Raw genomic sequence first — 22,763 nt, forward strand, 5'->3', positions numbered from 1 at the left:
TACACGATGTCTACCCCACCCGTCACCCTGATGGTGTCGCGCCGCGCCGCCCATGGCCGCTACCAGGACCTGCTGGCCTGGCTGCATGAAGGCGAACAGCTGGCCACCGACTTCCCCGGCTACCTTGGCTCGGGCATCCTCGCGCCACCCCGCGATAGCGACGAGTTCCAGATCATCTTCCGCTTCAGCGACGAACCGACCCTGCATGCCTGGGAGCATTCCGCCTCGCGCCGAGCCTGGTTGCAACGCGGCAACGGCCTGTTCGAACGCCCCAAAGAGGCGCGCGTGAGCGGCATCGACGACTGGTTTGGCACCAATATGGTGCAAAAACCGCCGCGTTGGAAGCAGGCCGTGGCCATCTGGCTGGCCTTCTTCCCGGTTTCACTGGTGTTCAACCTGGTGTTCGGCCACTGGCTGGCAGCACTGGACCTGGTGCCTCGGGTACTGCTCAGCACCCTGGGCCTGACACCGGTGATGGTCTACCTGTTCATCCCCCTGTCCACCCGCCTGCTGGCCGGCTGGCTGCATGCCTCCCCGGCCACTGCTGGCGCCCTGCGCAGCCGCTGAGGCCAGGCCGTACACGCGGTAGACAGTTCGGGTATGCTGGGCGGCAACCAAAGGACAGACAAGTTGACCGCCCCGAACATGAACAGCCCCATTCTCGTTACCGGAGCCAGCCAGCGCGTCGGGCTGGCCCTGGCCCTTGAACTGGCACAGGCCGGCCATACGGTGGTCAGTGCCAGCCGCAGCGTCCAGCCACAGGCGGCCCACCCGAACATCGTGCAGTTCCAGGCCGACCTGTGCCAGGCGGCCGACCGCCAGGCCCTGATCGACTACCTGCACAACCATTACGACGGCCTGCGCGCCATCATCCACAACGCCTCGCTGTGGCTCGACGATGGCCTCGACAACCTCGAGACCATGTTCCGCCTGCACGTCGAAGCGCCCTACCACCTCAACCTGGCCCTGGGCGACCTGCTGGCCAAGGTGGAAAAGGCCGACATCATCCACATTTGCGACGAAACCTCATCGCGCGGCAGCAAAAGCCACATCGGCTATGCCGCGACCAAGGCCGCGTTGCAGAACATGGTGCTGTCGTTCGCCGAAAAATATGCGCCCAAGGTGCATGTGAACGGTATCCTGCCCGGGCTGCTGATCCTCAAGGAAGGGGGTGACGAAGCCTACCGCCAGCAAACCCTGAAAAAGGCCCTGCTGGAGTTCGAACCCGGCGCCGGCCCGCTGATCGAAACGGTCAAGTACCTGCTCGCCAGCCAGTACAGCACCGGCAGCCAGGTGGTCATCAACGGTGGCCGCCACCTGAAGAACCGCATGACCTGAGAGAAGCCCATGACCCCACAGCAACAGCTCGAACTCGAGGCCGCCGCGTTCCGGCGCCTGGTCGAACACCTGCAAAAGCGCACCGACGTGCAGAATATCGACCTGATGAACCTGTCCGGCTTCTGCCGCAACTGCCTGTCCAAGTGGTACAAGGCCGCGGCTGACGAGCGCCAGCTCGACCTGAGCCTGGATGACGCCCGCGAAGCGGTGTACGGCATGCCCTACGCCGAGTGGAAAGCCCAATACCAGAAAGAAGCCAGCGCCGACCAACAGGCGGCGTTCGAAAAAGGAAAACCCCGTGACTGACCTGAACACCCTGCGCGCCAGCCTGGCCAGCGGCCAACACGTGTTTGCCGACACCCTGGCGTTCATTGCCGACAACTACAACTACCAGCCTCAGGCCTTCGACAATGGCGGCGTGGCGAATGCGGCCGGGCAGAACGAAGGTTCCTGCAAGACCCTGGGGCTGGCGCTGCTGGAAGGGCTGAGTGACCAGGAAGCACTGCTGGCCTTTGGCGAACACTACCGTGACGTGGTGGCCACGCCCGAGGGCAGCGACCATGGCAATATCCGCGCGCTGATCAAGCATGGGCTGGCGGGCGTCAAGTTTGCCGAGCTGCCGCTTGCGCGCAAGGCTTGAGATAGCCGGGGCCGCTTTGCGGCCCCAGATTTTCCACCCCACCATCAATCCATGATGGTTCCCGGCACCCCACCCGCCAACCCACCCTGCTGCAACCACTGCAAGGCCACCGGCCACAGGCTTTCGCGAAACCGGTCATGGAAAAACGCGAAATGGCCAATTTCATCGACCGAGATATCCACAGGCGCAATGCGCAGGTGCTGGCGTTCGCCGCCCTGCAAATAACCCAGCAAACGCTCGGTCGCCGCCACGGTACCAAAGGGGTCATCGGTCAGGCTGATGGCCAGCGTTGCCGCCCGCACCTGGGCGAACGGTAGTGCCTCCAGCGTACGCCCGCTGGGTCGGTGCTCATAGCGTGGGGTACGGGTGGTCCAGTCGTGCACCACGCCGGATGGCGTGTCCTCCAGCCAACCCAGGCGCTTGCCGGGAAAATAACCGAACACCCGGGTGAGCAGCGGCATGACCACATGCCACTTGCCGAACAGTTGCCAGCGCTGGTCGGCCGCGTAATCGCGCCAGTAGGCGAATTGCGCGCCGACCATCACCACCCGGCGTACCTTGCTCGCCGACGGTGCCAGCCCCACTGCGCAGCCGCCAAAACTGTGCCCCACCACGTCCACCGGCTGGCCGGGGAAATGTTCTGCGGCGTGCACCAGCATGGCTTCGAAATCCAGCCGGCCCCAGTCGCTCCAGGAAGCCTGGAAGCCGCGCAGCGAGGCCGGCCGGGATTCGCCGATGCCACGGTAGTCGTAGGTCAGCACATCGCAACCCTGGGCGAACAGGTAGTCGGCGAAACGCGAGTAGTAGCGGCAGCGTACCGAGGTGGCAGCGTTGATGATCACCAGCGGGCGCTGGGGGTCAGGTCGGGCGTGGCGCCAGCGGAAGCCGCCGAGGCTGTAACCGTCGGCTGCGGTGTGGCGAAAGGCAGTGGCGGGCTGGGTGAGGCTGCTCATGGCACATTCCCTGTTGTCGTGCGCCAAAGCTAGCAAAGATTTTATAGCCTGTACCGGCCTCTTCGCGGGTAAACCCGCTCCCACAGGTTCCCCACTCCCTTCAGGCTTGGTGAGATGCCTGTGGGAGCGGGTTTACCCGCGAAGAGGCCGGTACAGGCTAAAGCCGATTACAGCTCGATGCAGTCGAACTTCACATCGGTAGCCACGTCTTCGTCGTAGTTGACGTCAGCGCGCTCGAAGCCGAACAGGTTGAGGAACTGCTTCTTGTAACCGGCATAGTCGGTCAGCTCGAACAGGTTCTCGGTGGTCACCTGTGGCCACAGGGCCTTGCAGGCATCCTGCACGTCATCACGCAGTTCCCAGTCGTCCAGGCGCAGGCGGCCTTTCTCGTCGACCTCGGCCGGCGCGCCGTCGGCACGGTACATGCGGTCACGGTACATGCGGTCCAGCTGGTCCTGGGTGCCTTCGTGAACACCCTTCTCCTGCATGATCTTGAACACCATCGACAGGTACAGCGGCATCACCGGGATGGCCGAGCTGGCCTGGGTAACCACCGACTTCAGCACCGCCACGTTGGCGCCGCCCTTGATTTCGCCGGCCAGTTTCTTGTCCAGGCGCAGGGCGGTTTCGTCCAGGTCCTGCTTGGCCTGGCCCAGCGCACCGTGCCAGTAGATCGGCCAGGTGATTTCGGTGCCGATGTAGCTGAAGGCCACGGTGCGGGCGCCTTCGGCCAGCACGTTGGCGCCAGCCAGGGCGTCGATCCACAGCTGCCAGTCCTGGCCACCCATGACGGTGACGGTGTCGGCGATTTCCTGCTCGGTAGCCGGCTCGATGCTGGCCTCGATGATGGTGTCCTTGTTGGTGTCGATGGCGGTCGACTTGTACGGCTGGCCGATCGGTTTCAGGGCCGAACGCACCAGTTCACCGGTCTGCGGCAGCTTGCGCACCGGCGAGGCCAGCGAGTAGATGACCAGGTCGACCTTGCCGCCCATTTCGTTCTTGATCAGCTCGATGACCTTGGCGCGGGCTTCGTCGGAGAAGGCGTCACCATTGATCGACTTGCTGTACAGGCCTTCGGCCTTGGCGAACTTGTCGAAGGCGGCAGCGTTGTACCAGCCAGCGGTGCCGGCCTTGGTCTCGGTGCCTGGCTTTTCGAAGAACACGCCCAGGGTGTCGGCCTTGAAGCCGAACGCCGCGGTGATGCGGGCTGCCAGGCCGTAGCCGCTGGAAGCACCGATGACCAGGACCTTCTTCGGGCCATCCTCGCGCACGCCCAGCTTGCGGGTGGCTTCGATCTGGTCACGGACGTTGAGCTCGCAGCCCTTCGGGTGAGTCGTGGTGCAGATGAAACCGCGGACCTTAGGATGAATGATGGCCAATGTCTGTACCTCGTCAGGTTTATGCCGGGGGAAGCGCCGCCATGGGCGATTCCGATTGATCAGAGGGTGAGACTACCCCCGCAGGTTATCCGACACATATTACGGGGTGATCTTGGGGATGCAAAACCGAGGTTTTCCTTCGCCGTCCTCTTCGCGGCTGAACCCGCCCCCACAGGAACCGCGCAAATCCTTTGGGCTGCGCAATACCTGTGGGAGCGGGTTCACCCGCGAAGAGGCCGGCACTGGCAACATCAATCTGACAAGAGAGCCTCTTTCAGCCACTCCAGGAATTGCCGGGCCAACGGATCATCCTGGCTATCCCGATGCACCAGGCAAGCCCACGCCGGCCCACGCACGCGCTGCGCCGACAACGCCTGCAAACGCCCCTCCTCCACCGCCCGCCGCGCCAGCAACTGGCTGACCAGGGCCACCCCCAACCCCTCGCTCGCCGCATCCAGCAGCAGCCCGGGGTCGGAAAAGTTCAGCCCCTTGCCCTGCTGCCCCACGTCCTCGCCCCCCTCCAGCTGCCAGTGGCTCCAGTCCATCTCGCGCTCGCCATGCAAGGTGGTGCGCCGCGACATCGGCGTTTGCAGCAATGCCGGGTGGCAGGCCGGGTACAGCTGGTCCTGGTGCAGCACGCTGAAGCTGCACTCGGCCTGGGCACTGAGGTCGTCGCGGATGGCCAGGTCGATGGTCTCGGTCGCCATCTCCGGCACTTCGAAACTGGTGAACAACCACAAGTCGACATCCGGGCAGCGCTGATGAAAGTCGGCCAGCCGCGGCAGCAGCCAGTGCCTGGCAAAGGCCGGGCTGGTGTTGACCACCAGCTGGTTGGGCTTGCGGTACTGGTCGAGCCGGCGAATGCCAACGGCCAGGTGCTGCAGCAGCGATTGCGTGGTGCTGAGCAGGTCGTGCCCGGCGTCGGTCAGGCTCACGCTTCGGCCACTGCGGTGGAACAGCGGCTGCTCCAGGTAGGTTTCCAGGCTGCGAATCTGCTGGCTGATGGCCGACTGGGTCAGGTTCAGCGCTTCGGCGGCCTTGTGAAAGCTGCCCAGCCGCGCAGCGGCCTCGAAGCCGCGCAAGGCATTCAGGGGTGGCCAGTGTTTGAGCATGTTTGATAAGCCCTGCTGATCAGATGTGCGCTAAATCTATCGTTTGTCGTCGGCCAGGCCTAGCCATAGCATGGACCTCAACACCCGCGACGGCGGGCTTCGTTGATAAAAATCCTTAATAGATCGGAGTTCACTATGCACCTGTCCCTCGACAGCGGCTGGCGCATGCCCGCCGAATGGGCCCGCCACGCTGCAACCTGGATGGTCTGGCCGCACAACCAGGCCCTGTGGGAAAGCGGCTGGCACGTGCACCTGGCCGACGTACAGCAGGACTACGCCCGGGTCGCGGCGGCCATCGCCCGCTTCGAGCCAGTGAAGATGGTGGTCGACCCTTCGGCCTTGCAAAGCGCCCGCGCCCTCTGCGGCGCCAATATCGAGCTGGTCGAAATGACCGTGGACGACAGCTGGTGCCGGGACAGCGGCCCGAGCTTCATCTGCCACCCACAGCATGGCCTGGCCGGTTTGAGCTGGCGCTTCAACGCCTGGGGTGGCAAGTCTCGACACGGCCAGGACCGCAGCCTTGGCCGGCGCATCCTCGACCACCTGGGCCTGGACGGTTTCAGCACATCGCTGCGCAACGAAGGCGGGGCGATTCATGTGGACGGCGAAGGCACTCTGATCACCACCGAGTCGGTGCTGCTCAACCCCAACCGCAACCCTGGTGTGAGCAAGGCCGAGTTCGAGGCCTGCTTCGCCCGCTACCTGGGCATCCGCAAGACCATCTGGCTACCAGGCGACCCACAGTACATCACCGGCGACATGACCGACGGCCACATCGACGGCGTATGCGCCTTCGCCCGCCCTGGCGTGCTGCTGGTCGACGCCATCCATGACCAGCACTCGGTGTACGCCGAAGTGGTGCGGGAAAACCGCCGCGCCCTGGAACTGGCCACCGACGCCCAAGGCCGGCACTTCGAACTGCTCGATCTGTATGAAGCCAGCGCCGCCGTCGACCAGGACGCCGAGGTATTCTGCGCCTCGTACACCAACTTCTACATTGCCAACGGCGCGATCATCATGCCGGCCTATGGCATCGCCGCCGACCAGGAAGCCGCCGCGCAACTGGCCCACGCCTTCCCGGGGCGGGAGATCGTACCGGTGCGCATCGACCACATTGCCCATGGCGGTGGCGGCATTCATTGCATCACCCAGCAACAGCCCGAGGTGCAGCCATGAACCTGCTGCGCGTCGCCACCACCCAGATGCCGTGCAGCTGGGACCTGCCCGGCAACCTCGACCGCGCCGAACAACTGGTACGCCAGGCCGCCGCCGAAGGCGCCCAGGTGATCCTGCTGCAGGAACTGTTCGCCACCCCGTACTTCTGCATCGAACAAGACCACCAGCACCAGGCCCTCGCCCAGCCCTACCCCGCCAGCCCGATCCTGCAGCGCTTCGCCGCACTGGCCGGCGAGCTGGGCGTGGTGCTGCCGCTGAGCTGGTATGAGCGCGCAGGCAATGCTTTCTTCAACTCGTTGACCGTGGCCGATGCCGACGGCCGCCTGCTTGGCGTATACCGCAAGACCCACATCCCCAACGCCATCGGCTACCAGGAGAAGGAATACTTCAGCCCCGGCGACACCGGCTTCAAGGTCTGGGACACCGCCTTTGGCCGCCTGGGCATCGGTATCTGCTGGGACCAGTGGTTCCCCGAGACCGCCCGCTGCCTGGCACTGATGGGCGCCGAAGTGCTGCTGTTCCCCACCGCCATCGGCTCCGAGCCCGGCTGTGCCGACCTGGACTCGCGCGACCACTGGCAGGTAGCCATGCGCGGCCATGCCGCCGCCAACCTGCTGCCGGTGGTAGCGGCCAACCGCGTGGGCGAGGAGGTCGCCGCCAGCGATGCCGGGTTGGCCATGCGCTTCTACGGCTCGTCGTTCATCTGCGACCACAAGGGCGCCATGCTTGCCGAAGCCGACCGCGACAGCAGCGGCATCTGGCTGCACGACCTGGATCTGGCCGGCATGCGGGAAGACCGCCTGAGCTGGGGCATCTACCGCGATCGCCGCCCGGAAATGTACGCCACGCTGCTGACCCTGGACGGCCGCCTCCCACACACCCTGAGGGCCTGAGCATGAAACGCCACACTCTAGCTGCATTGGCGCTGGCCGTCTGCGCCTGCCAGGCCCAGGCCGAGCAGCCCGTGCTGCACCTGTACAACTGGGCCGACTATTTTGCCGAGGACATCCTCAAGCAGTTCACAGCCGAAACCGGCATCCAGGTAATCTACGATGTGATGGACGGCAGCGAAGTGCTCGAGGCCAAGCTGATGTCCGGGCGCAGTGGCTACGACCTGGTCTTCCCCGGCGATACCGTCGCCGAGCGCCTGATGCGCGCCGGCAGCCTGCAGCCACTGGACCACAGCCGCCTGGAGGCCCTTGACGACATCGAGCCCGGGCTGCGCCAGCTGCACGCCCGGTACCCCAGGGCCAGCCAGGCGACCGTGCCCTACACCTGGGGCACCATCGGTCTGACGGTGAATACCGACAAAGTCCGCCAGCGCATGCCCGATGCGCCGCTGGACAACCTCGACCTGCTGTTCAAGCCGGAGCTGGCCGCCAGGTTCGCCGACTGCGGCATTTCGGTCATCGACTCGCCCGACGAAGTGCTGGCAGTGGTCCTCAACTACCTGGGCCGCGAGCCACGCAGTGCCAAGCGCGAAGATCTGGCTGCAGCCAGTGAACTGCTCAAGGCGATTCGCCCGTACATACGCAAATTCCAGTCGCAACCAGTGACCGAACTGGTCAACGAGAACCTGTGCCTGTCACTGGGCTACAGCGGTGATGTGATCCAGGCGCAGCGTACCGCCGAGGCCGCGGGCAAGCATCTCGATTTCCAGTACCGCGTGCCGCGCCAGGGCACCACAGTGTGGATGGATACCATGGCCATCCCGGCCGATGCCAAGCACCCGGAATACGCCTATCGTTTCATCAATTTCGTCATGCGCCCGGCGAACATGACGGCCATCAGCAACTTCACCGGCTACCCCACCGCCAGCGCCAAGGCACGCCAGGCGGTGGACCCGCGCATGCGCGACAACCCCGATATCTACCTCGACCAAGCCACTTATGCCCGGCTGATCCCGGGCCGCGATATCCCACAGGCCGACATGCGCGCACGCATGCGCGTGTGGACACGTTTCAAGACTGCACAGGACTGAGCCATGCCAAGCCGTAGAACCTTCCTGCAACTGTCGCTGGTCGCCAGCCTCGGCCTGCCGCTGGGCCTGGCCCGTGCCGAAGAACCCGGACGCTGGTTCATGCCGGACGAAGGCGAGCCGCAGCAGCGCGCGTTCATCGCCTTTGGTGCCCAGGATGCGATCTGGGAGGATTTCACCGCCGATGTACGGGCCGCCCTCGGTCGCATCGCCCAGGCCATCGCGCGCTATCAGCCGGTGACAGTGTTCTGCCGGGCCAGCGAGCGCAAGCTGGCCGAGCAGCACTGTGGCAGCCATCGCACACGTTTCGTCGAGTGCGAGCTGGACGACATCTGGATGCGCGACATCGGCGCCAACTTCGTCGTCGATGATGACGGAGCCCTGGCGGCGGTAGACTTCAACTTCAATGGCTGGGGCAACAAGCAGCGTCACAGCAACGATGTCCAGTTGGCCAGACGCGTCACCACGCTGGCCGGCGCCCGCTACCAGCGCAGCGCCCTGGTGGGTGAAGGCGGCGCCATCGAAGTGGACGGCCACGGCACCGGCATCATGACCGAGAGCAGCTGGGTCAATGCCAACCGCAACAAAGGCTGGAGCAAGGCGCAGGTCGAGGCAGAGCTCAAGGAGCGCCTGGGGCTGAGCAAGATCATCTGGCTACCGGGCATCGCCAGCCAGGACATCACCGACGGGCACGTGGACTTCTATGCCCGCTTCGTGAGGCCAGGGGTGGTGATTGCCAACCTGGATAACGACCCGGACTCGTATGACTACGCCGTGACGCGCCAGCACCTGGAGATCCTCAAACGGGCCACCGATGCCGAGGGCCGCAAGTTGCAGGTGCATGTCGTGTCGCCGCCGCTGCACGGGCGGCGTAACAGGTTCAGCAAAGGCAATGACGACTTTGCCGCGGGGTACATCAATTACTTCGTGCTCAATGGCGCGATCATTGCGCCACAGTTTGGCGATGGGGCGGCGGACGAGAAAGCGCGGGGGCTGCTGACGGCGTTGTATCCGGGGCGGGATATCGTGCAGCTGGATATCGATGCCATTGCTGCCGGGGGTGGGGGGATTCACTGTGTGACCCATCAGTGCCCGGCGGTGTAGCAGATGCTGCCTGTGCTGGCCTCTCGCGGGCAAGCCCGCGAAGAGGCCGGCACTGTCAATCGCGGGGCTGCCGACGGCGCCCGGTGATCATCGACCACGGCAGGTTTTCCCGCATGCGCACGCTCTCGTAGATAGCGCCCAGCACATGCACGCAAACCAGCACCAGCACCGCGTTGGCCAACCAGCTGTGCAGGTCCAACGGCCAGTCGACACCAAACAGCGCGTCCACCTCCTGTGAGGCCCACCCGGTCAGGCCCAGACCGGCGATGCCGGTCATCATCAGCACCATCACCAGGGCGCCAATCGGCGAATGCCCCATGTGATGGTCAAGCTCCCCATGCAGCAGCGCCCGGGCATGCCCGACCAGGCTTGCCGGGGTTGGCCAGAAGTCGGCCCAGCGCGCGCTGCGTGGCCCGACAAAACCCCAGATCACACGCACCACCACAACGGCCAGTGCGTAATAGCCCAACCATTGGTGCCAGTCTTCTCCCGCTTCGTTGAAGAAGTAGTTGGCGAAAAACACCACGGCCATCGACAAGTGGCACAGCCGCAGTAGGGGATCCCACAGCTGCACCGTGCCGTCGCTGTTCACTCGTGGTACTCGCTCTTGACTGCCTTGCCAGTCACTGGGTCATGGTAGATCTCGACCTTCTTGCCATCCTTGTCGAAACCATAGATCTCGTAACAGTTGCCCTTGGTGACTTTGAACTTGTTGATCTTGTAGCCCTGCTCCTTGAGCTGCGCCTGGAATTTTTCCTGATCCTGCCAGGTGCTTTTGTCGGCGGTGGTGCATTCGGTGGCGGCGAATACTGTGCTGCTGCCAATCAAAAGGGTCAGCGCGATCAATGTACGCATGGGCGTGAACTCCATCCAGATGAATGTAGTAGCGCATCCCTTAGCATAGTTCTGCACGCCGCTTTACGCTCATTCATTTGCTTTGCACATCAATCGCAAAGAAAAACAAACTTAACAAATGAGCCAAAGCCACCGATGCTTGAGGCATTACGCCCATCGCACGGAGAACAACAACATGAACGACGTGGTCATCGTCGCTGCAACCCGTACCGCCATCGGCAGCTTCCAGGGCGCCTTGGCCACTGTGCCTGCAGTAGACCTCGGTGCCGCCGTGATCAAGCGCCTGCTGGAGCAGACCGGTCTGGCCCCGGCGCAGGTCGACGAAGTCATCCTCGGCCAGGTGCTTACCGCCGGCGCCGGGCAGAACCCGGCACGCCAGGCTGCGATCAAGGCCGGCCTGCCCTTCAGCGTACCGGCACTGACCCTGAACAAGGTCTGCGGCTCGGGCCTCAAGGCGCTACACCTGGCCGCTCAGGCCATCCGCTGCGGTGACGCCGAGGTGGTAATCGCCGGCGGCCAGGAGAACATGAGCCTTGCCCCCTACGTAATGCCCTCGGCCCGCACCGGCCAGCGCATGGGCCATGGCCAGCTGATCGACAGCATGATCACCGACGGCCTGTGGGATGCCTTCAACGACTATCACATGGGTATCACCGCCGAAAACCTGGTGGACCAGTACGGCCTCAGCCGGGAGCAGCAGGACGCCTTCGCCGCCGAGTCGCAGCGCAAGGCAGTGGCCGCGATAGAGGCCGGCCGCTTCGATGATGAAATCACCCCGATCGTGCTGCCGCAGAAAAAGGGAGAACCCAAAGTCTTCGCGCGGGACGAGCAGCCGCGTCCGGATACCACTGCCGAATCCCTGGGCAAACTGCGCCCGGCGTTCAAGAAGGACGGCAGCGTTACCGCCGGCAACGCCTCAAGCCTGAATGACGGCGCCGCCGCCGTGCTGCTGATGAGCGCCGCCAAGGCCAAGGCCCTGGGCCTGCCGGTGCTGGCCAGGATCGCGGCCTATGCCAGTGCCGGCGTAGACCCGGCGATCATGGGCATTGGCCCGGTTTCGGCCACCCAGCGCTGCCTGGACAAGGCCGGATGGCAACTGGCCGAGCTAGACCTGATCGAAGCCAACGAAGCCTTTGCCGCGCAGGCGTTGGCCGTGGGCAAGGCGCTGGAATGGGATGCCGCGCGGGTCAACGTGAATGGCGGGGCGATTGCCCTCGGCCACCCGATTGGTGCGTCCGGGTGCCGGGTGCTGGTGACCCTGCTGCACGAGATGATCAAGCGCGATGCCAGGAAAGGCCTGGCGACACTGTGCATTGGTGGCGGCCAAGGGGTAGCCTTGGCAATCGAGCGGTGATCTCGGATTGATATGAGCAGGCCCGCGAAGAGGCCGGGCCTGCTTACTGAGTAACCTCAGGCTTCAGAACCGCTCATCGGCAATAGCCGGTAGGGTCAGTTCGCGCACATAGCTCGCCGCCGACAACTCCAGCAGCGTGCGCACCATCAGCACCACGTCATGCAGCGGTATCAGCCCCCCTTCCCCACGTGCTGCAGCCTCGGGCAACGGCACATCCAGGCCATCCTCGGTATTCAGGTAGCCCAGGTTCAGGCACGTCACCCCAAGCCCCTGCCCGCGATAACCTTCACGCAATGCCTCGGCGATGCCGCGCAGGGCGAATTTGGAGGCGGCGAAAGTCACTTCAGGGCGACCACTCTGGGGCAGGCCCGAGGTGGAACCGGTAAGGATGATCCGTGGTTTTCCGCTTTCGAGCAGCAACGGCAGCAAGCGCTTGATCAGCAGGATGGTCGCGGTGATGTTGCAATCGACCATGCGCTGCAATTCCACATCACGATCATCGAGGAAGCTGTAGTGCGCCTCGAAGGCCTCCGCTTCCCACAGGCCGAGGTTATAAATGAGCGTATCCACGCCACCCTCGGCCAGCACGCGGAAAATTGCCTCGACGGCGGCGACCGGCTGGCCGAGATCGGCCTCGATCCACTGGGCCTGGACATCCTTGCCAACGCTCACTGCCGCTGGCTTGTTGCGCGACACACCAATCAAGGTGTCGCCCGGTTTACCCAAACCTTCCATGAACGCCTTGCCCAGGCCCTTGCTGGCGCCGACTACCAGAACTCGCATCGCATCACTTCCTGTCGATTTGATTGAAGTCGGCATTCTAGGAGTTTGTAGTGCCTGTGTCGGCCTCTTCGCGGGTGAACCCGCTCCCACAGGCGCACCACTGCATTCAAGATATGCACGGTCCCTGTGGGAGCGGGTTTACCCGCGAAGAGGCCGGTACCGGCAGTAAATGATCAGGCGGTAGCGCGCAACTCACGAGCAGCGGCAACCATATTGATCAGCGCGGCCTCGGTCTCCGGCCAGGCACGGGTCTTCAGCCCGCAATCCGGGTTGACCCACAGACGCTCGGCCGGGATACGCCGGGCAGCCTTGCGCAGCAGCTTGACCATCTCCTCACGGGTCGGCACCCGTGGCGAGTGAATGTCATACACACCCGGGCCGATCTCGTTGGGGTAGGCAAAGCGCTCGAACGCCGCCAGCAACTCCATGTCCGACCGCGAGGTTTCGATGGTGATCACGTCGGCATCCATCGCCGCGATCGACTCGATCACGTCGTTGAACTCGCTGTAGCACATGTGGGTGTGGATCTGGGTTTCGTCACGCACCCCCGAGGCACACAGGCGGAAGGCCTCGGTGGCCCACTCCAGGTAGTGGGCCCAGGCACCGTGGCGCAGCGGCAGGCCTTCACGGAAAGCCGCTTCGTCGATCTGCACAATCCTGATACCCGCCGCTTCCAGATCGACCACTTCGTCACGGATTGCCAGAGCCAGCTGGCGCGCCTGCACTTCGCGGCTCACGTCTTCACGCGGGAACGACCACATCAGCATGGTCACCGGGCCGGTCAGCATGCCCTTCATCACCTTGCTGGTCAGGCCTTGGGCGTACTTGATCCATTCCACGGTCATGGCCTTCGGCCGACTCAGGTCACCAACGATTACCGCAGGCTTCACACAGCGCGAACCATAGCTCTGCACCCAGCCGAAGCGGGTGAATGCATAGCCATCGATCTGCTCGGCGAAGTACTCGACCATGTCGTTGCGCTCGGCCTCACCGTGTACCAGCACATCCAGGCCCAGGTCCTCCTGGGTTTTCACCGCATGGCGGATCTCGCTGTGCATGGCCTCGACGTAATCGGCCTCGGTCAGCTTGCCCTGCCTGTAGGCCTGGCGTGCCAGGCGAATCGCCGAGGTCTGCGGGAACGAGCCGATGGTGGTGGTCGGGAACGCCGGCAGGTCGAGCCCCGCACGTTGCTTGACGATACGTTGGGCAAACGCCGACTGACGCTGGCTGTCAGCGGGCTTGATGGCCGCCAGGCGGGCTTGCACGGCAGGCTTGTGAATACGCGGCGAAGCGGCGCGGCTGGCCTGCACGGCCTGGCTCTGCGCCAGTGCTGTGGTCACGTCGTCGGCTTGCGGAACATTGATGGCCTTGGCCAGCAGCGCCACTTCCTGGCACTTCTGCACGGCAAAGGCCAGCCAGCTGTGCAGTTCGGCATCGAGCTGGTCCTCACGGGCCAGGTCCACCGGGCTGTGCAGCAGCGAGCAGGACGGCGCCACCCACAGCCGCTCGCCCAGGCGCTCATGGGCATGGCGCAGTACCGCCAGCGCCTTTTCCAGGTCGCAGCGCCAGACGTTGCGGCCGTTGACCAGGCCCAGCGACAGCACCTTGTAGGCCGGCAGGCGATCGAGGATGGTCGGGTACTGCTCGGGCGCCCGTACCAGGTCAATGTGCAGGCCATCGACTGGCAGGTTGACGGCGAGGCCCAGGTTGTCTTCCAGGCCGCCGAAGTAGGTGGCGATCAGCTTTTTCAGTGGCGCCCGCTGAAGGATGTTGTAGACGCGCTCGTAAGCGTTCTTCCAGTCCTGAGGCAGGTCCAGGGCCAGGATCGGCTCATCGATCTGCACCCATTCCACACCTTGGGCAGCCAGGCGGTTGAGGATCTGGTCATACACTGGCAGCAGGCGGTCGAGCAGCTCCAGCTTGTCGAAATCGCCACCCTTGGCCTTGCCCAGCCACAGGTAGGTCAGCGGGCCGATTACTACCGGCTTGACCGCGTGGCCCAGGGCCTGGGCCTCTGCCACTTCTTCGAACAACTGCTCCCAGCTCAGGGCGAACTGCTGGTCGACGGTGAATTCGGGGACCAGGTAGTGGTAGTTGGTGTCGAACCACTTGGTCAATTCCTGGGCGTGTGCGCCACCGCAGCAACTGTCACCCACGGCGCCACGGGCCATGGCGAACAGGGTCTGCAGGGTCGGCCTGGCAGTGTCCTGGCTGCGGAAACGCTGCGGAATCACGCCGAAGGTCAGCGAGTGGGTCAGCACCTGGTCGTACCAGGCGAAGTCGCCGACCGGCAGCAGTTCGATGCCGGCGTCTTTCTGCACCTGCCAGTGGCGGGCACGCAGCTCACGGCCGACGGCGCGCAGGCCGGCTTCGTCGAGTTCACCCTTCCAGTAGGCTTCCAGGGCCTTTTTCAGTTCGCGGTCGCGACCGATACGTGGAAAGCCCAGGTTGTGTGCCAGTGCCATGTCTTGTCCCTCAGCATGCATAAATGAATGAGGGGATTTTCCGGATGCTTGCATCTTGAGACAAACTCATTAAATTTGAGATGAACTCAAGATTTACTCATGTTCATGTTGTTGTGCTGCCTGTACCGGCCCTTTCGCGGCTAAAGCCGCTCCCACCGGTACCGCGCCACCCTGTGGGAGCGGCTTTAGCCGCGAAAGGGCCGCTACAGGCAACCTTGGATGTCTCATTCAGAGCACCACCCTGCGCATTCGGACATGACCTCACCCGCCTTCTGCCGCACAATGCCACCCTGACCACACCAGGTACCCGGCCCCATGAGCCTGCTGAAAACCGCGCTGCGCGAAAACACCTTCGTCTGCGTCATGGAGTTCGTCCCCAAAGCCTCCGCAGAACGCTTCGCCGCCATGGAGGCGATCCTGGCCCGTGCGCACCTGTGCGGCTGGCCAATGACCGTGGCCATTGGCGACCGCGTCGGCAGCCCGCTGGACATGTCGCCACTGGACGCCCTCGCCTCGTTCAGCAACCCGGTACCCGCCCTGCCGCATTTCTCCGGCAAGGACCGCGAACGCCACCACCTGCTCGCCCAACTGCAACGCATGGATGCCGCCGGCCTGGACCAGTTGTTGCTGCTCACCGGCGACCGCCTGCCCGGCCACCAGCCTGGCCAGCGCCCGGTGCGCTACCTGGAATCGGTCGCAGCCCTGCAGATCGCCCGCCAGGCCTGCCCGCACTGGCTGCTTGGCGCTGCGCTGAACCCGTTCAAGTACTGCGAGGAAGAAGGCGGTGCCCAATACTTCAAGGCCGAGAAAAAGCTGGCGGCAGGCGCCGACTTCCTCACCCTGCAACTGGGTTTCGATGCTGGCAAACACCAGGAAGCCATGCACTGGATGAGCCGCCAGGCCACGCCCAGGCCGATGCTGGCCTGCCTGATGAGCCTCACCCACGGGCGGGCGACGATGCTCGAGCACGTGGCGGGCGTGACCGTCACGCCGTCCATGCGCGACATGCTCGAAGCGGAAGCGGCGCAGTCCAAGGCCTTTGCCCAGGCGCGCAGCATCGACCGCCTGGCCTTGCAGATCATCGGCGTGAAGCTGATGGGCTATGCCGGCGTGCATCTGTCGGGGGTTCACGAACTCAAGCAACTGCTGGCCCTGGAAGCACGCATCGAGCACTGGCAGGCGCAAATCCACACGCTGGAACAATGGGCGCCGGCCTGGCATGCCAGCTGGCAGATGCCCGGTCTGCCGGCAGTCAGCTTCCACCCGCCACAGGCGAGCTGGCGCCAGGGCGAGTCACGGGTCGATGCGTCGTTCAAAGAAAAAGCGCGCTATCACCTGATGCACGGCATGCATTCGCTGCTGTTCAGCCGCCGTAATGGCCTGAGCAAGGCATTTGGCTGGGCCGTGCGCCAGCCTTTGTGGACTACACGCCTTGGCGCGCGGGTGCTGCACAAGGTGGAACACGCGGTGAAGCACCCGCTGGTAGGCTGCGACACCTGCGGCCGTTGCCGCCTGGAGGACACCCTGTACATCTGCCCGGAAACCTGCCCCAAGGGCCTGGCCAATGGCCCCTGCGGCGGCACGGCGCTGAACCGCTGCGAGTTCGGCGACCGCGAGTGCATCCACAGCGCCAAGTACCGCACTGCCAAGGCGGTGCGGCAAACGGCGCTGCTGACCGAGCGCCTGATCCCGTGTATCGAGCTGGAGACACGCCACCGCAGTTCATGGCCGCAGTGGTTCCAGGCCCAGACACCGCGTCAGCTCAGCCCGCAGCCAGCGCCTCGAACCCAGCCCGAATCCTAGCTTCGGGCAATTCGTCGGCGATGAACACCATCACGCTCTCGCGGGTTTCATCTTCGGCCCACTCGGCATCCCAGTCGAAGCCGTAGAGCTTGAGCACGCCCTGGAACACCAGCTTGCGCGCTTCACCGGCAATGTTCAGCACGCCCTTGTAGCGCAGCAGCTGCTTGCCGTGGGTTTCCAGCAGTTCGTTCATGAAGTCGCTGAGGCGGTCGATGTCCAGCGCGGTTTCCGTGCGCAGCACCAAGGTGGAGATCCGGTCCGGGGTAGCGGGCTTGAGCAGCGGGCGCAGCGCCGGCCGCAGGTTCGCGCCCAGATCGGGGTTGAGGTTGAAACCACGCACATCCAGCAGTTCAGCCAGGTCGATGCGACCATGCTCGACCACACGGATCGCGGCCCGGCCATTGATGCGGGCCAGGCGCTCGCGCAGGGCCTCGACCGCAGCGGGCTCGACCAGGTCGGTCTTGCTCAGCAGCAGGCGATCGGCAAAGCCGACCTGGGCCTGGGCGATGGTCTGGGTCAGGTGCAGCTCGGCGTGGGCGGCATCGACCAGGGTGAGGATGCCATCGAGGATATAGCGCTCACGCAGTTCCTCGTCGATGAAGAAGGTTTGTGCCACCGGCGCCGGGTCGGCCAGGCCGGTGCATTCGATTACCAGGCGGTCGAAGGCGATCTCGCCGGCATCCAGGCGTTCGAGCAGCAGGTACAAGGCGCGGGTCAGGTCGCCGTGGATGCTGCAGCACACACAGCCATTGGCCAGGGTCATCACCTGCACCGGCTCGTCGCCCAGCAGCTGGCTGTCGATGCCGGCCTCGCTGAATTCGTTTTCGATCACGGCGATTTTCAGGCCGTGCTCGGCCTTGAGCATGTGCTTGAGCAAGGTGGTCTTGCCGGCACCGAGGAAGCCAGTGAGCACGGTTACGGGAATAGGCGTCTGCACGCAGAACATCTCCTGTGCAGTGAGAATTTTGAAGGTGTACCACGGCCCTTGTGGGAGCGGCCCTATCGCGACACGAGGCCGCTCCCACAAAGACCGCGCTAGCCGATCAGGCTAGCGCGGGCCGTTAGCAGCACTTGGGCCCGGACTTGCCGCCGTAACGCGCTTCCTGGCGTTCGCGGAAGAACTCCTCGTACGTCATGACCGGCTTGTCCGGGTGCTTGGTCTGCATGTGCTCGACGTAGTTGTCGTAGTCGGGCATGCCGACCATCAGGCGGGCTGCCTGCCCCAGGTATTTACCCAGTCGACCCAGGTCGTTGAACATCGCAGCAGTCCTCTCAAGCGTCCGGCAGGGCCTGGAACGGGGTTTCCTTGTCGGTACGTTCCTTGCGGCCGAGGGCGGCGAAGCCGACCTTGACAGCGAAGAACAGCACGCTGAACACCACCAACAGGAACAGCACGGTCAGGCCGGCGTTGGTGTAGGCATTGAAGATCACATGCTGCATCTGCCCGATGTCCTTGGCCGGGGCCAGTACCTGGCCGGCGTCCAGTGCAGTGCTGTACTTCTTGGCCAGGGCCAGGAAGCCGACTGCCGGGTTCGGGTCGAACAGCTTGATCAGGCCTGCGGTAGTGGTGCAGATCAGCAGCCACACGGCCGGCAGCAGGGTGACCCAGACGTAGCGCTGGCGCTTCATCTTGATCAGCACCACGGTGCCGAGCATCAGGGCGATACCGGCCAGCATCTGGTTGGAGATGCCGAACAACGGCCACAAGGTGTTGATGCCACCCAGCGGGTCGATCACGCCTTGGTACAGCAGGTAGCCCCACAGGGCCACGCAGCCGGCAGTACCGATCAGGTTGGCGGTCCACGATTCGGTGCGTTTGAGCGCCGGCACGAAGCTGCCCAGCAGGTCCTGCAGCATGAAGCGCCCGGCACGGGTGCCGGCGTCTACCGCAGTGAGGATGAACAGGGCCTCGAACAGGATCGCGAAGTGGTACCAGAAGGCCATGGTGTTTTCACCCGGCAGCACCTGGTGCAGGATCTGCGCGATACCCACCGCCAGGGTTGGTGCGCCACCGGCACGGGCCAGCACAGTGTGCTCGCCAATGTCGCGGGCGGTGGCCTCGAGCTGCTCAGGGGTGATCAGGAAGCCCCAGCTGCTGACCGTTTGCGCCACCGACGCCACGTCGGCACCGACCACCGCGGCCGGGCTGTTCATGGCGAAGTACACGCCCGGCTCGATTACCGAAGCGGCGACCATGGCCATGATGGCGACGAACGATTCCATCAGCATGCCGCCGTAGCCGATGTAGCGGGCGTTGGTTTCGTTGTCCAGCAGCTTCGGCGTGGTCCCCGAGGAGATCAGCGCGTGGAAGCCGGACACCGCACCACAGGCGATGGTGATGAACAGGAACGGGAACAGGGTGCCCTTCCACACCGGGCCGGTGCCGTCGGTGAACTGGGTCAGCGCCGGCATTTTCAGCTCGGGCGCGATGATCAGGATACCGATGGCCAGGCCAACGATGGTGCCGATCTTGAGGAAGGTCGACAGGTAGTCACGTGGCGCCAGTACCAGCCATACCGGCAGTACTGCGGCGACGAAACCATAGCCCACCAGCATCCAGGTGATCTGCACGCCGGTGAAGGTGAACGCCGGACCCCAGGTCGGATCTGCGGCAATCTGGCCCCCCAGCCAGATCGAGGCCAGCAGCAGCACCACGCCGATGACCGAAATCTCACCGATGTGGCCCGGGCGGATGTAGCGCATGTAGATGCCCATGAACATCGCGATCGGGATGGTCGCCATCACCGTGAACATGCCCCACGGGCTTTCGGCCAGGGCCTTGACCACGATCAACGCCAGCACCGCAAGGATGATGATCATGATCAGGAAGCAGCCGAACAGGGCAATGGTGCCCGGAATGCGGCCCATCTCCTCGCGCACCATGTCGCCCAGCGAACGGCCGTTACGGCGGGTGGACAGGAACAGGACCATGAAGTCCTGCACCGCACCGGCCAGCACCACGCCGGCGATCAGCCACAGCGTGCCGGGCAGGTAGCCCATCTGCGCGGCGAGTACCGGGCCGACCAAGGGACCTGCGCCAGCGATGGCGGCGAAGTGGTGACCGAAGAGGATGTGTTTGTTGGTCGGGACGTAGTCCAGGCCGTCGTTGTTGAGCACCGCCGGGGTGGCTCGGCGCGGGTCGAGTTGCATCACCTTGGTGGCGATGAACAGGCTGTAGTAACGATAGGCGACCAGGTAGAGGGCCACCGCCGCGACCACGATCCACAAGGCATTGATCGCCTCGCCGCGACGCAGGGCAACCACACCCAGCGCACAGGCTCCTATGACTGCCAGCGCCAGCCACGGAATGTGGCGTAGCAGGCTATTATTGTTGTTCATGGTTTGCTTCCAGCTGGTGGATTGGAAAAGACCGCCCATCGAGTCTAGGGCGAGTCATCGCGCATTGCCACACTTGCTTTGGTCTAGAGCCTCTGCGGCCAGATTGCGGTACCTGATGCACATACCACTCTAACTATAGTCAGGATGTCCCCTGAGGACCTATTCGAGGATCTATCCCATGAGCGAACACGAACGCCGCCGCTTTCAGCGCATCGATTTCGACGCCCCCACCGAACTGCGCCAGGGCCTGCAACGCTGGCCTGCCAAGCTGCTGGACCTTTCACTCAAGGGTTTGCTGATCGAGCGCCCGGCCAACTGGGATGCCGACCTGACCCAGGATTTCGACGCCATCATTCAACTGGACCCCGATACACGTGTGCAGATGCAAGTTGAACTGCGCCATGAAGAACCGGACCGCCTGGGCTTCATCTGCCTGTACATCGACCTCGAGTCGATGAGCCATTTGCACCGTCTTGTGGAATTGAACGTGGCCGACAGCACCGAAATGATGCGTGAGCTGCGCGAACTCATCGAATAATGAAATCTCTTAGCTAGCTAATGGCTTCCTCACCTTGTGTTTCCTGTCTACCCAGACAGCTTTAAGCCTGGGTAGCAGCGTTTTGTACACACCCCTCTAGTACAGCCTCTGAAGAGTTGGTACGCGTTCTGCATTGGATGCTCACACACCTTGCGGGCGCTCTTGTGCGCGCTCCAATCAAAATATTGTATACAATTCTTGTGGAAATCATTTGCAGGAAGTGTCTACAGTAGCGCCACAACAATAAACAGAGAGCCTGCTCCATGACTACGTCCACTAGCACGTCTCCCGCCAAGCGCCCCGAGGATGAAAACCTCGGCCTTGGGGCCAACCTGGCCTATGGTCTGCAGCATGTGCTGACCATGTACGGGGGGATCGTCGCGGTACCCCTGATCCTGGGGCAGGCCGCGGGCCTGAACGGCGCCGAAATCGGCATGCTGATCGCCGCTTCGCTGTTTGCCGGTGGCCTGGCCACCCTGCTGCAAACCCTCGGTTTGCCGTTCTTCGGCTGCCAGTTGCCGCTGGTGCAGGGTGTTTCGTTCGCCGGTGTGGCAACCATGGGGGCAATCCTCAGCAGCGAGGGCGGCGGTGGCCTGCCAGGCGTGCTCGGCGCGGTCATGGCAGCGTCGCTGATCGGCTTTCTGATCACCCCGGTGTTCTCGCGCATCACCAAGTTCTTTCCACCGCTGGTGACCGGCATTGTCATCACCACCATCGGCCTGACCCTGATGCCCGTGGCCGCCCGCTGGGTAATGGGTGGCAACAGCGCATCGCCGGAGTTCGGCAGCGTGGCCAATATCGGCCTGGCAGCACTGACCTTCGCCATCGTGCTGCTGTTGAGCAAGCTGGGCAGCGCGGCCATCTCGCGCCTGTCGATCCTGCTGGCCATGGTGGTCGGCACCCTGATCGCCTGGGCGCTGGGCATGGCCGACTTCAGCAAGGTCACCGAGGGCCCGATGTTCGCCTTCCCCACGCCGTTTCATTTCGGCATGCCGGAATTCCACATCGCCGCAATCCTGTCGATGTGCATCGTGATCATGGTGACCTTGGTTGAAACCTCGGCCGACATCCTCGCCGTGGGTGAGATCATCGACACCAAGGTCGACTCCAAGCGCCTGGGCAACGGCCTGCGCGCCGACATGGCGTCGAGCGTCCTGGCGCCGATCTTCGGCTCGTTCACCCAGAGCGCATTCGCCCAGAACGTCGGCCTGGTAGCCGTGACCGGGGTCAAGAGCCGCTACGTGGTGGCCACCGGTGGCGTGATCCTGGTGGTGCTGGGCCTGTTGCCGATCATGGGCCGGGTGATAGCAGCAGTCCCTACCCCGGTACTGGGTGGCGCAGGCATCGTGCTGTTCGGCACCGTGGCGGCCAGCGGTATCCGTACGCTGTCCAAGGTCAGCTACAAGAACAACGTCAACCTGATCATCGTCGCTGCCTCGCTGGGCTTCGGCATGATCCCGATTGCCGCACCGACCTTCTACCACCACTTCCCGAACTGGTTCGAGACCATCTTCCACTCGGGCATCAGCTCGGCGGCGATCATGGCCATCCTGCTGAACCTGATCTTCAACCACTTCACCGCCGGCAACTCGGACCAGCAGTCGGTGTTTGCCGCCGCGTACGAGCGCACCATCCAGTACTCGGACATTTCAGCGCTGCGTGATGGCGACTACTTCAAGGATGGCAAGCTGTTCGATGCCGAGGGTAATGAAGTGCCGATGCTGGAACTGGACGAGCATGGCAATGAAACGGTCAGGCGCAGTGCGGTTGCCGAGCATTGACTGCTGACTGAGCGGTGAGGTGGGGGGGCCGATGCGCATCGTCGGCCCCTTTTTCGTTTTGCCTGTGCCGGCCCTTTCGCGGGTAAACCCGCTCCCACAGGGTTTGCACAACCCTGAAGCTGATGCGGTACCTGTGGGAGCGGGTTTACCCGCGAAAGGGCCGGT

Annotated in this window: 22 protein-coding genes; 12 read left to right on the forward strand and 10 right to left on the reverse strand. The window is 63.9% G+C overall.

Annotation, left to right across the window (positions count from 1 at the left end; genetic code table 11):
* The first annotated feature begins 6 nt into the window (after positions 1-6).
* From MKK04_RS22410 to MKK04_RS22425, 4 genes are read left to right on the forward strand one after another with little or no spacing between them, the layout of a single operon-like run.
* The gene (locus MKK04_RS22410) at positions 7-567 is read left to right on the forward strand and encodes an antibiotic biosynthesis monooxygenase (RefSeq protein WP_087503172.1); all 561 of its coding nucleotides are present in this window, start codon (positions 7-9) and stop codon (positions 565-567) included.
* Between the two features lie 33 nt (positions 568-600).
* Positions 601-1,338 (forward strand): dihydromonapterin reductase, encoded by a 738-nt coding sequence (folM, locus tag MKK04_RS22415; RefSeq protein ID WP_063913386.1) that lies wholly within the window; start codon positions 601-603, stop codon positions 1,336-1,338.
* A gap of 9 nt (positions 1,339-1,347) precedes the next feature.
* Positions 1,348-1,644, forward strand: a complete 297-nt coding sequence (locus MKK04_RS22420; RefSeq protein ID WP_003260708.1) for a DUF1244 domain-containing protein — start codon at positions 1,348-1,350, stop codon at positions 1,642-1,644.
* Positions 1,637-1,978, forward strand: coding sequence for a HopJ type III effector protein (locus tag MKK04_RS22425; RefSeq protein WP_207836460.1), 342 nt, complete (start codon positions 1,637-1,639; stop codon positions 1,976-1,978). Before MKK04_RS22420 ends, MKK04_RS22425 begins: the two co-directional genes overlap by 8 nt.
* A gap of 44 nt (positions 1,979-2,022) precedes the next feature.
* Here the strand turns inward: MKK04_RS22425 and MKK04_RS22430 are convergent, their stop codons facing one another.
* The 3 genes from MKK04_RS22430 to MKK04_RS22440 form a co-directional block, all read right to left on the reverse strand.
* Positions 2,023-2,931: an alpha/beta hydrolase family protein gene (locus tag MKK04_RS22430; RefSeq protein ID WP_241105994.1), complete on the reverse strand. Its 909-nt coding sequence runs from the start codon at positions 2,929-2,931 to the stop codon at positions 2,023-2,025.
* A gap of 167 nt (positions 2,932-3,098) precedes the next feature.
* Positions 3,099-4,310, reverse strand: a complete 1,212-nt coding sequence (fabV, locus tag MKK04_RS22435; RefSeq protein ID WP_087503177.1) for an enoyl-ACP reductase FabV — start codon at positions 4,308-4,310, stop codon at positions 3,099-3,101.
* A gap of 251 nt (positions 4,311-4,561) precedes the next feature.
* A complete protein-coding gene (locus MKK04_RS22440) occupies positions 4,562-5,422 on the reverse strand; it encodes a LysR substrate-binding domain-containing protein (protein WP_207836471.1) in 861 nt (286 codons plus the stop codon).
* Positions 5,423-5,557: 135 nt separating this feature from the next.
* Here MKK04_RS22440 and MKK04_RS22445 point away from each other — a divergent pair, with 135 nt between their 5' ends.
* The 4 genes from MKK04_RS22445 to MKK04_RS22460 are packed head-to-tail and all read left to right on the forward strand — an operon-like array spanning position 5,558 to position 9,680.
* Positions 5,558-6,598, forward strand: coding sequence for an agmatine deiminase family protein (locus MKK04_RS22445; RefSeq protein ID WP_241105995.1), 1,041 nt, complete (start codon positions 5,558-5,560; stop codon positions 6,596-6,598).
* Positions 6,595-7,491, forward strand: a complete 897-nt coding sequence (gene aguB, locus MKK04_RS22450; RefSeq protein ID WP_207836475.1) for an N-carbamoylputrescine amidase — start codon at positions 6,595-6,597, stop codon at positions 7,489-7,491. The genes MKK04_RS22445 and aguB overlap by 4 nt, the downstream gene beginning before the upstream one ends.
* A 2-nt stretch (positions 7,492-7,493) precedes the next feature.
* A complete protein-coding gene (locus MKK04_RS22455; RefSeq protein WP_241105996.1) occupies positions 7,494-8,579 on the forward strand; it encodes an extracellular solute-binding protein in 1,086 nt (361 codons plus the stop codon).
* A gap of 3 nt (positions 8,580-8,582) precedes the next feature.
* Positions 8,583-9,680 carry an agmatine deiminase family protein gene (locus MKK04_RS22460; protein WP_241105997.1) on the forward strand — a complete coding sequence of 366 codons (1,098 nt, stop codon included), beginning with the start codon at positions 8,583-8,585 and terminating at the stop codon, positions 9,678-9,680.
* Positions 9,681-9,735: 55 nt separating this feature from the next.
* On the opposite strand, the gene MKK04_RS22465 is transcribed toward MKK04_RS22460, so the two are convergent.
* On the reverse strand, positions 9,736-10,272 hold the full coding sequence (locus MKK04_RS22465) for a cytochrome b/b6 domain-containing protein (RefSeq protein WP_233687076.1): 537 nt from the start codon (positions 10,270-10,272) through the stop codon (positions 9,736-9,738).
* The gene (locus MKK04_RS22470; RefSeq protein WP_063913395.1) at positions 10,269-10,535 is read right to left on the reverse strand and encodes a PepSY domain-containing protein; all 267 of its coding nucleotides are present in this window, start codon (positions 10,533-10,535) and stop codon (positions 10,269-10,271) included. Before MKK04_RS22470 ends, MKK04_RS22465 begins: the two co-directional genes overlap by 4 nt.
* 175 nt (positions 10,536-10,710) lie before the next feature.
* Between MKK04_RS22470 and MKK04_RS22475 the strand changes: the two genes are divergently transcribed.
* On the forward strand, positions 10,711-11,889 hold the full coding sequence (locus tag MKK04_RS22475) for an acetyl-CoA C-acetyltransferase (protein WP_233687078.1): 1,179 nt from the start codon (positions 10,711-10,713) through the stop codon (positions 11,887-11,889).
* A 63-nt stretch (positions 11,890-11,952) separates the two neighbouring features.
* Here the strand turns inward: MKK04_RS22475 and MKK04_RS22480 are convergent, their stop codons facing one another.
* Positions 11,953-12,672 (reverse strand): SDR family NAD(P)-dependent oxidoreductase, encoded by a 720-nt coding sequence (locus MKK04_RS22480; protein WP_241105998.1) that lies wholly within the window; start codon positions 12,670-12,672, stop codon positions 11,953-11,955.
* A gap of 173 nt (positions 12,673-12,845) precedes the next feature.
* A complete protein-coding gene (gene metE / locus MKK04_RS22485) occupies positions 12,846-15,137 on the reverse strand; it encodes a 5-methyltetrahydropteroyltriglutamate--homocysteine S-methyltransferase (RefSeq protein ID WP_241105999.1) in 2,292 nt (763 codons plus the stop codon).
* 315 nt (positions 15,138-15,452) lie between these two features.
* On the opposite strand from metE, the gene MKK04_RS22490 reads away from it, so the two are divergent.
* Positions 15,453-16,940: a methylenetetrahydrofolate reductase C-terminal domain-containing protein gene (locus MKK04_RS22490; protein WP_241106000.1), complete on the forward strand. Its 1,488-nt coding sequence runs from the start codon at positions 15,453-15,455 to the stop codon at positions 16,938-16,940.
* On the opposite strand, the gene yjiA is transcribed toward MKK04_RS22490, so the two are convergent.
* From yjiA to MKK04_RS22505, 3 genes are all read right to left on the reverse strand, one after another.
* Positions 16,900-17,877: a GTPase gene (yjiA, locus tag MKK04_RS22495; protein WP_233694104.1), complete on the reverse strand. Its 978-nt coding sequence runs from the start codon at positions 17,875-17,877 to the stop codon at positions 16,900-16,902. The two genes, MKK04_RS22490 and yjiA, sit on opposite strands and share 41 nt — an antisense overlap.
* 124 nt (positions 17,878-18,001) lie before the next feature.
* The gene (locus MKK04_RS22500) at positions 18,002-18,199 is read right to left on the reverse strand and encodes a YbdD/YjiX family protein (RefSeq protein WP_013974210.1); all 198 of its coding nucleotides are present in this window, start codon (positions 18,197-18,199) and stop codon (positions 18,002-18,004) included.
* 13 nt (positions 18,200-18,212) lie between these two features.
* A complete protein-coding gene (locus tag MKK04_RS22505) occupies positions 18,213-20,279 on the reverse strand; it encodes a carbon starvation CstA family protein (protein ID WP_063913400.1) in 2,067 nt (688 codons plus the stop codon).
* 178 nt (positions 20,280-20,457) lie between these two features.
* Between MKK04_RS22505 and MKK04_RS22510 the strand changes: the two genes are divergently transcribed.
* Both MKK04_RS22510 and MKK04_RS22515 read left to right on the forward strand, forming a co-directional pair.
* A complete protein-coding gene (locus MKK04_RS22510; RefSeq protein WP_207836536.1) occupies positions 20,458-20,817 on the forward strand; it encodes a PilZ domain-containing protein in 360 nt (119 codons plus the stop codon).
* 263 nt (positions 20,818-21,080) lie between these two features.
* The gene (locus tag MKK04_RS22515) at positions 21,081-22,598 is read left to right on the forward strand and encodes a nucleobase:cation symporter-2 family protein (RefSeq protein ID WP_207836538.1); all 1,518 of its coding nucleotides are present in this window, start codon (positions 21,081-21,083) and stop codon (positions 22,596-22,598) included.
* Positions 22,599-22,763: the final 165 nt, after the last annotated feature.

The organism is Pseudomonas sp. LS.1a, from assembly GCF_022533585.1.
Classification (GTDB): Bacteria; Pseudomonadota; Gammaproteobacteria; order Pseudomonadales; family Pseudomonadaceae; genus Aquipseudomonas.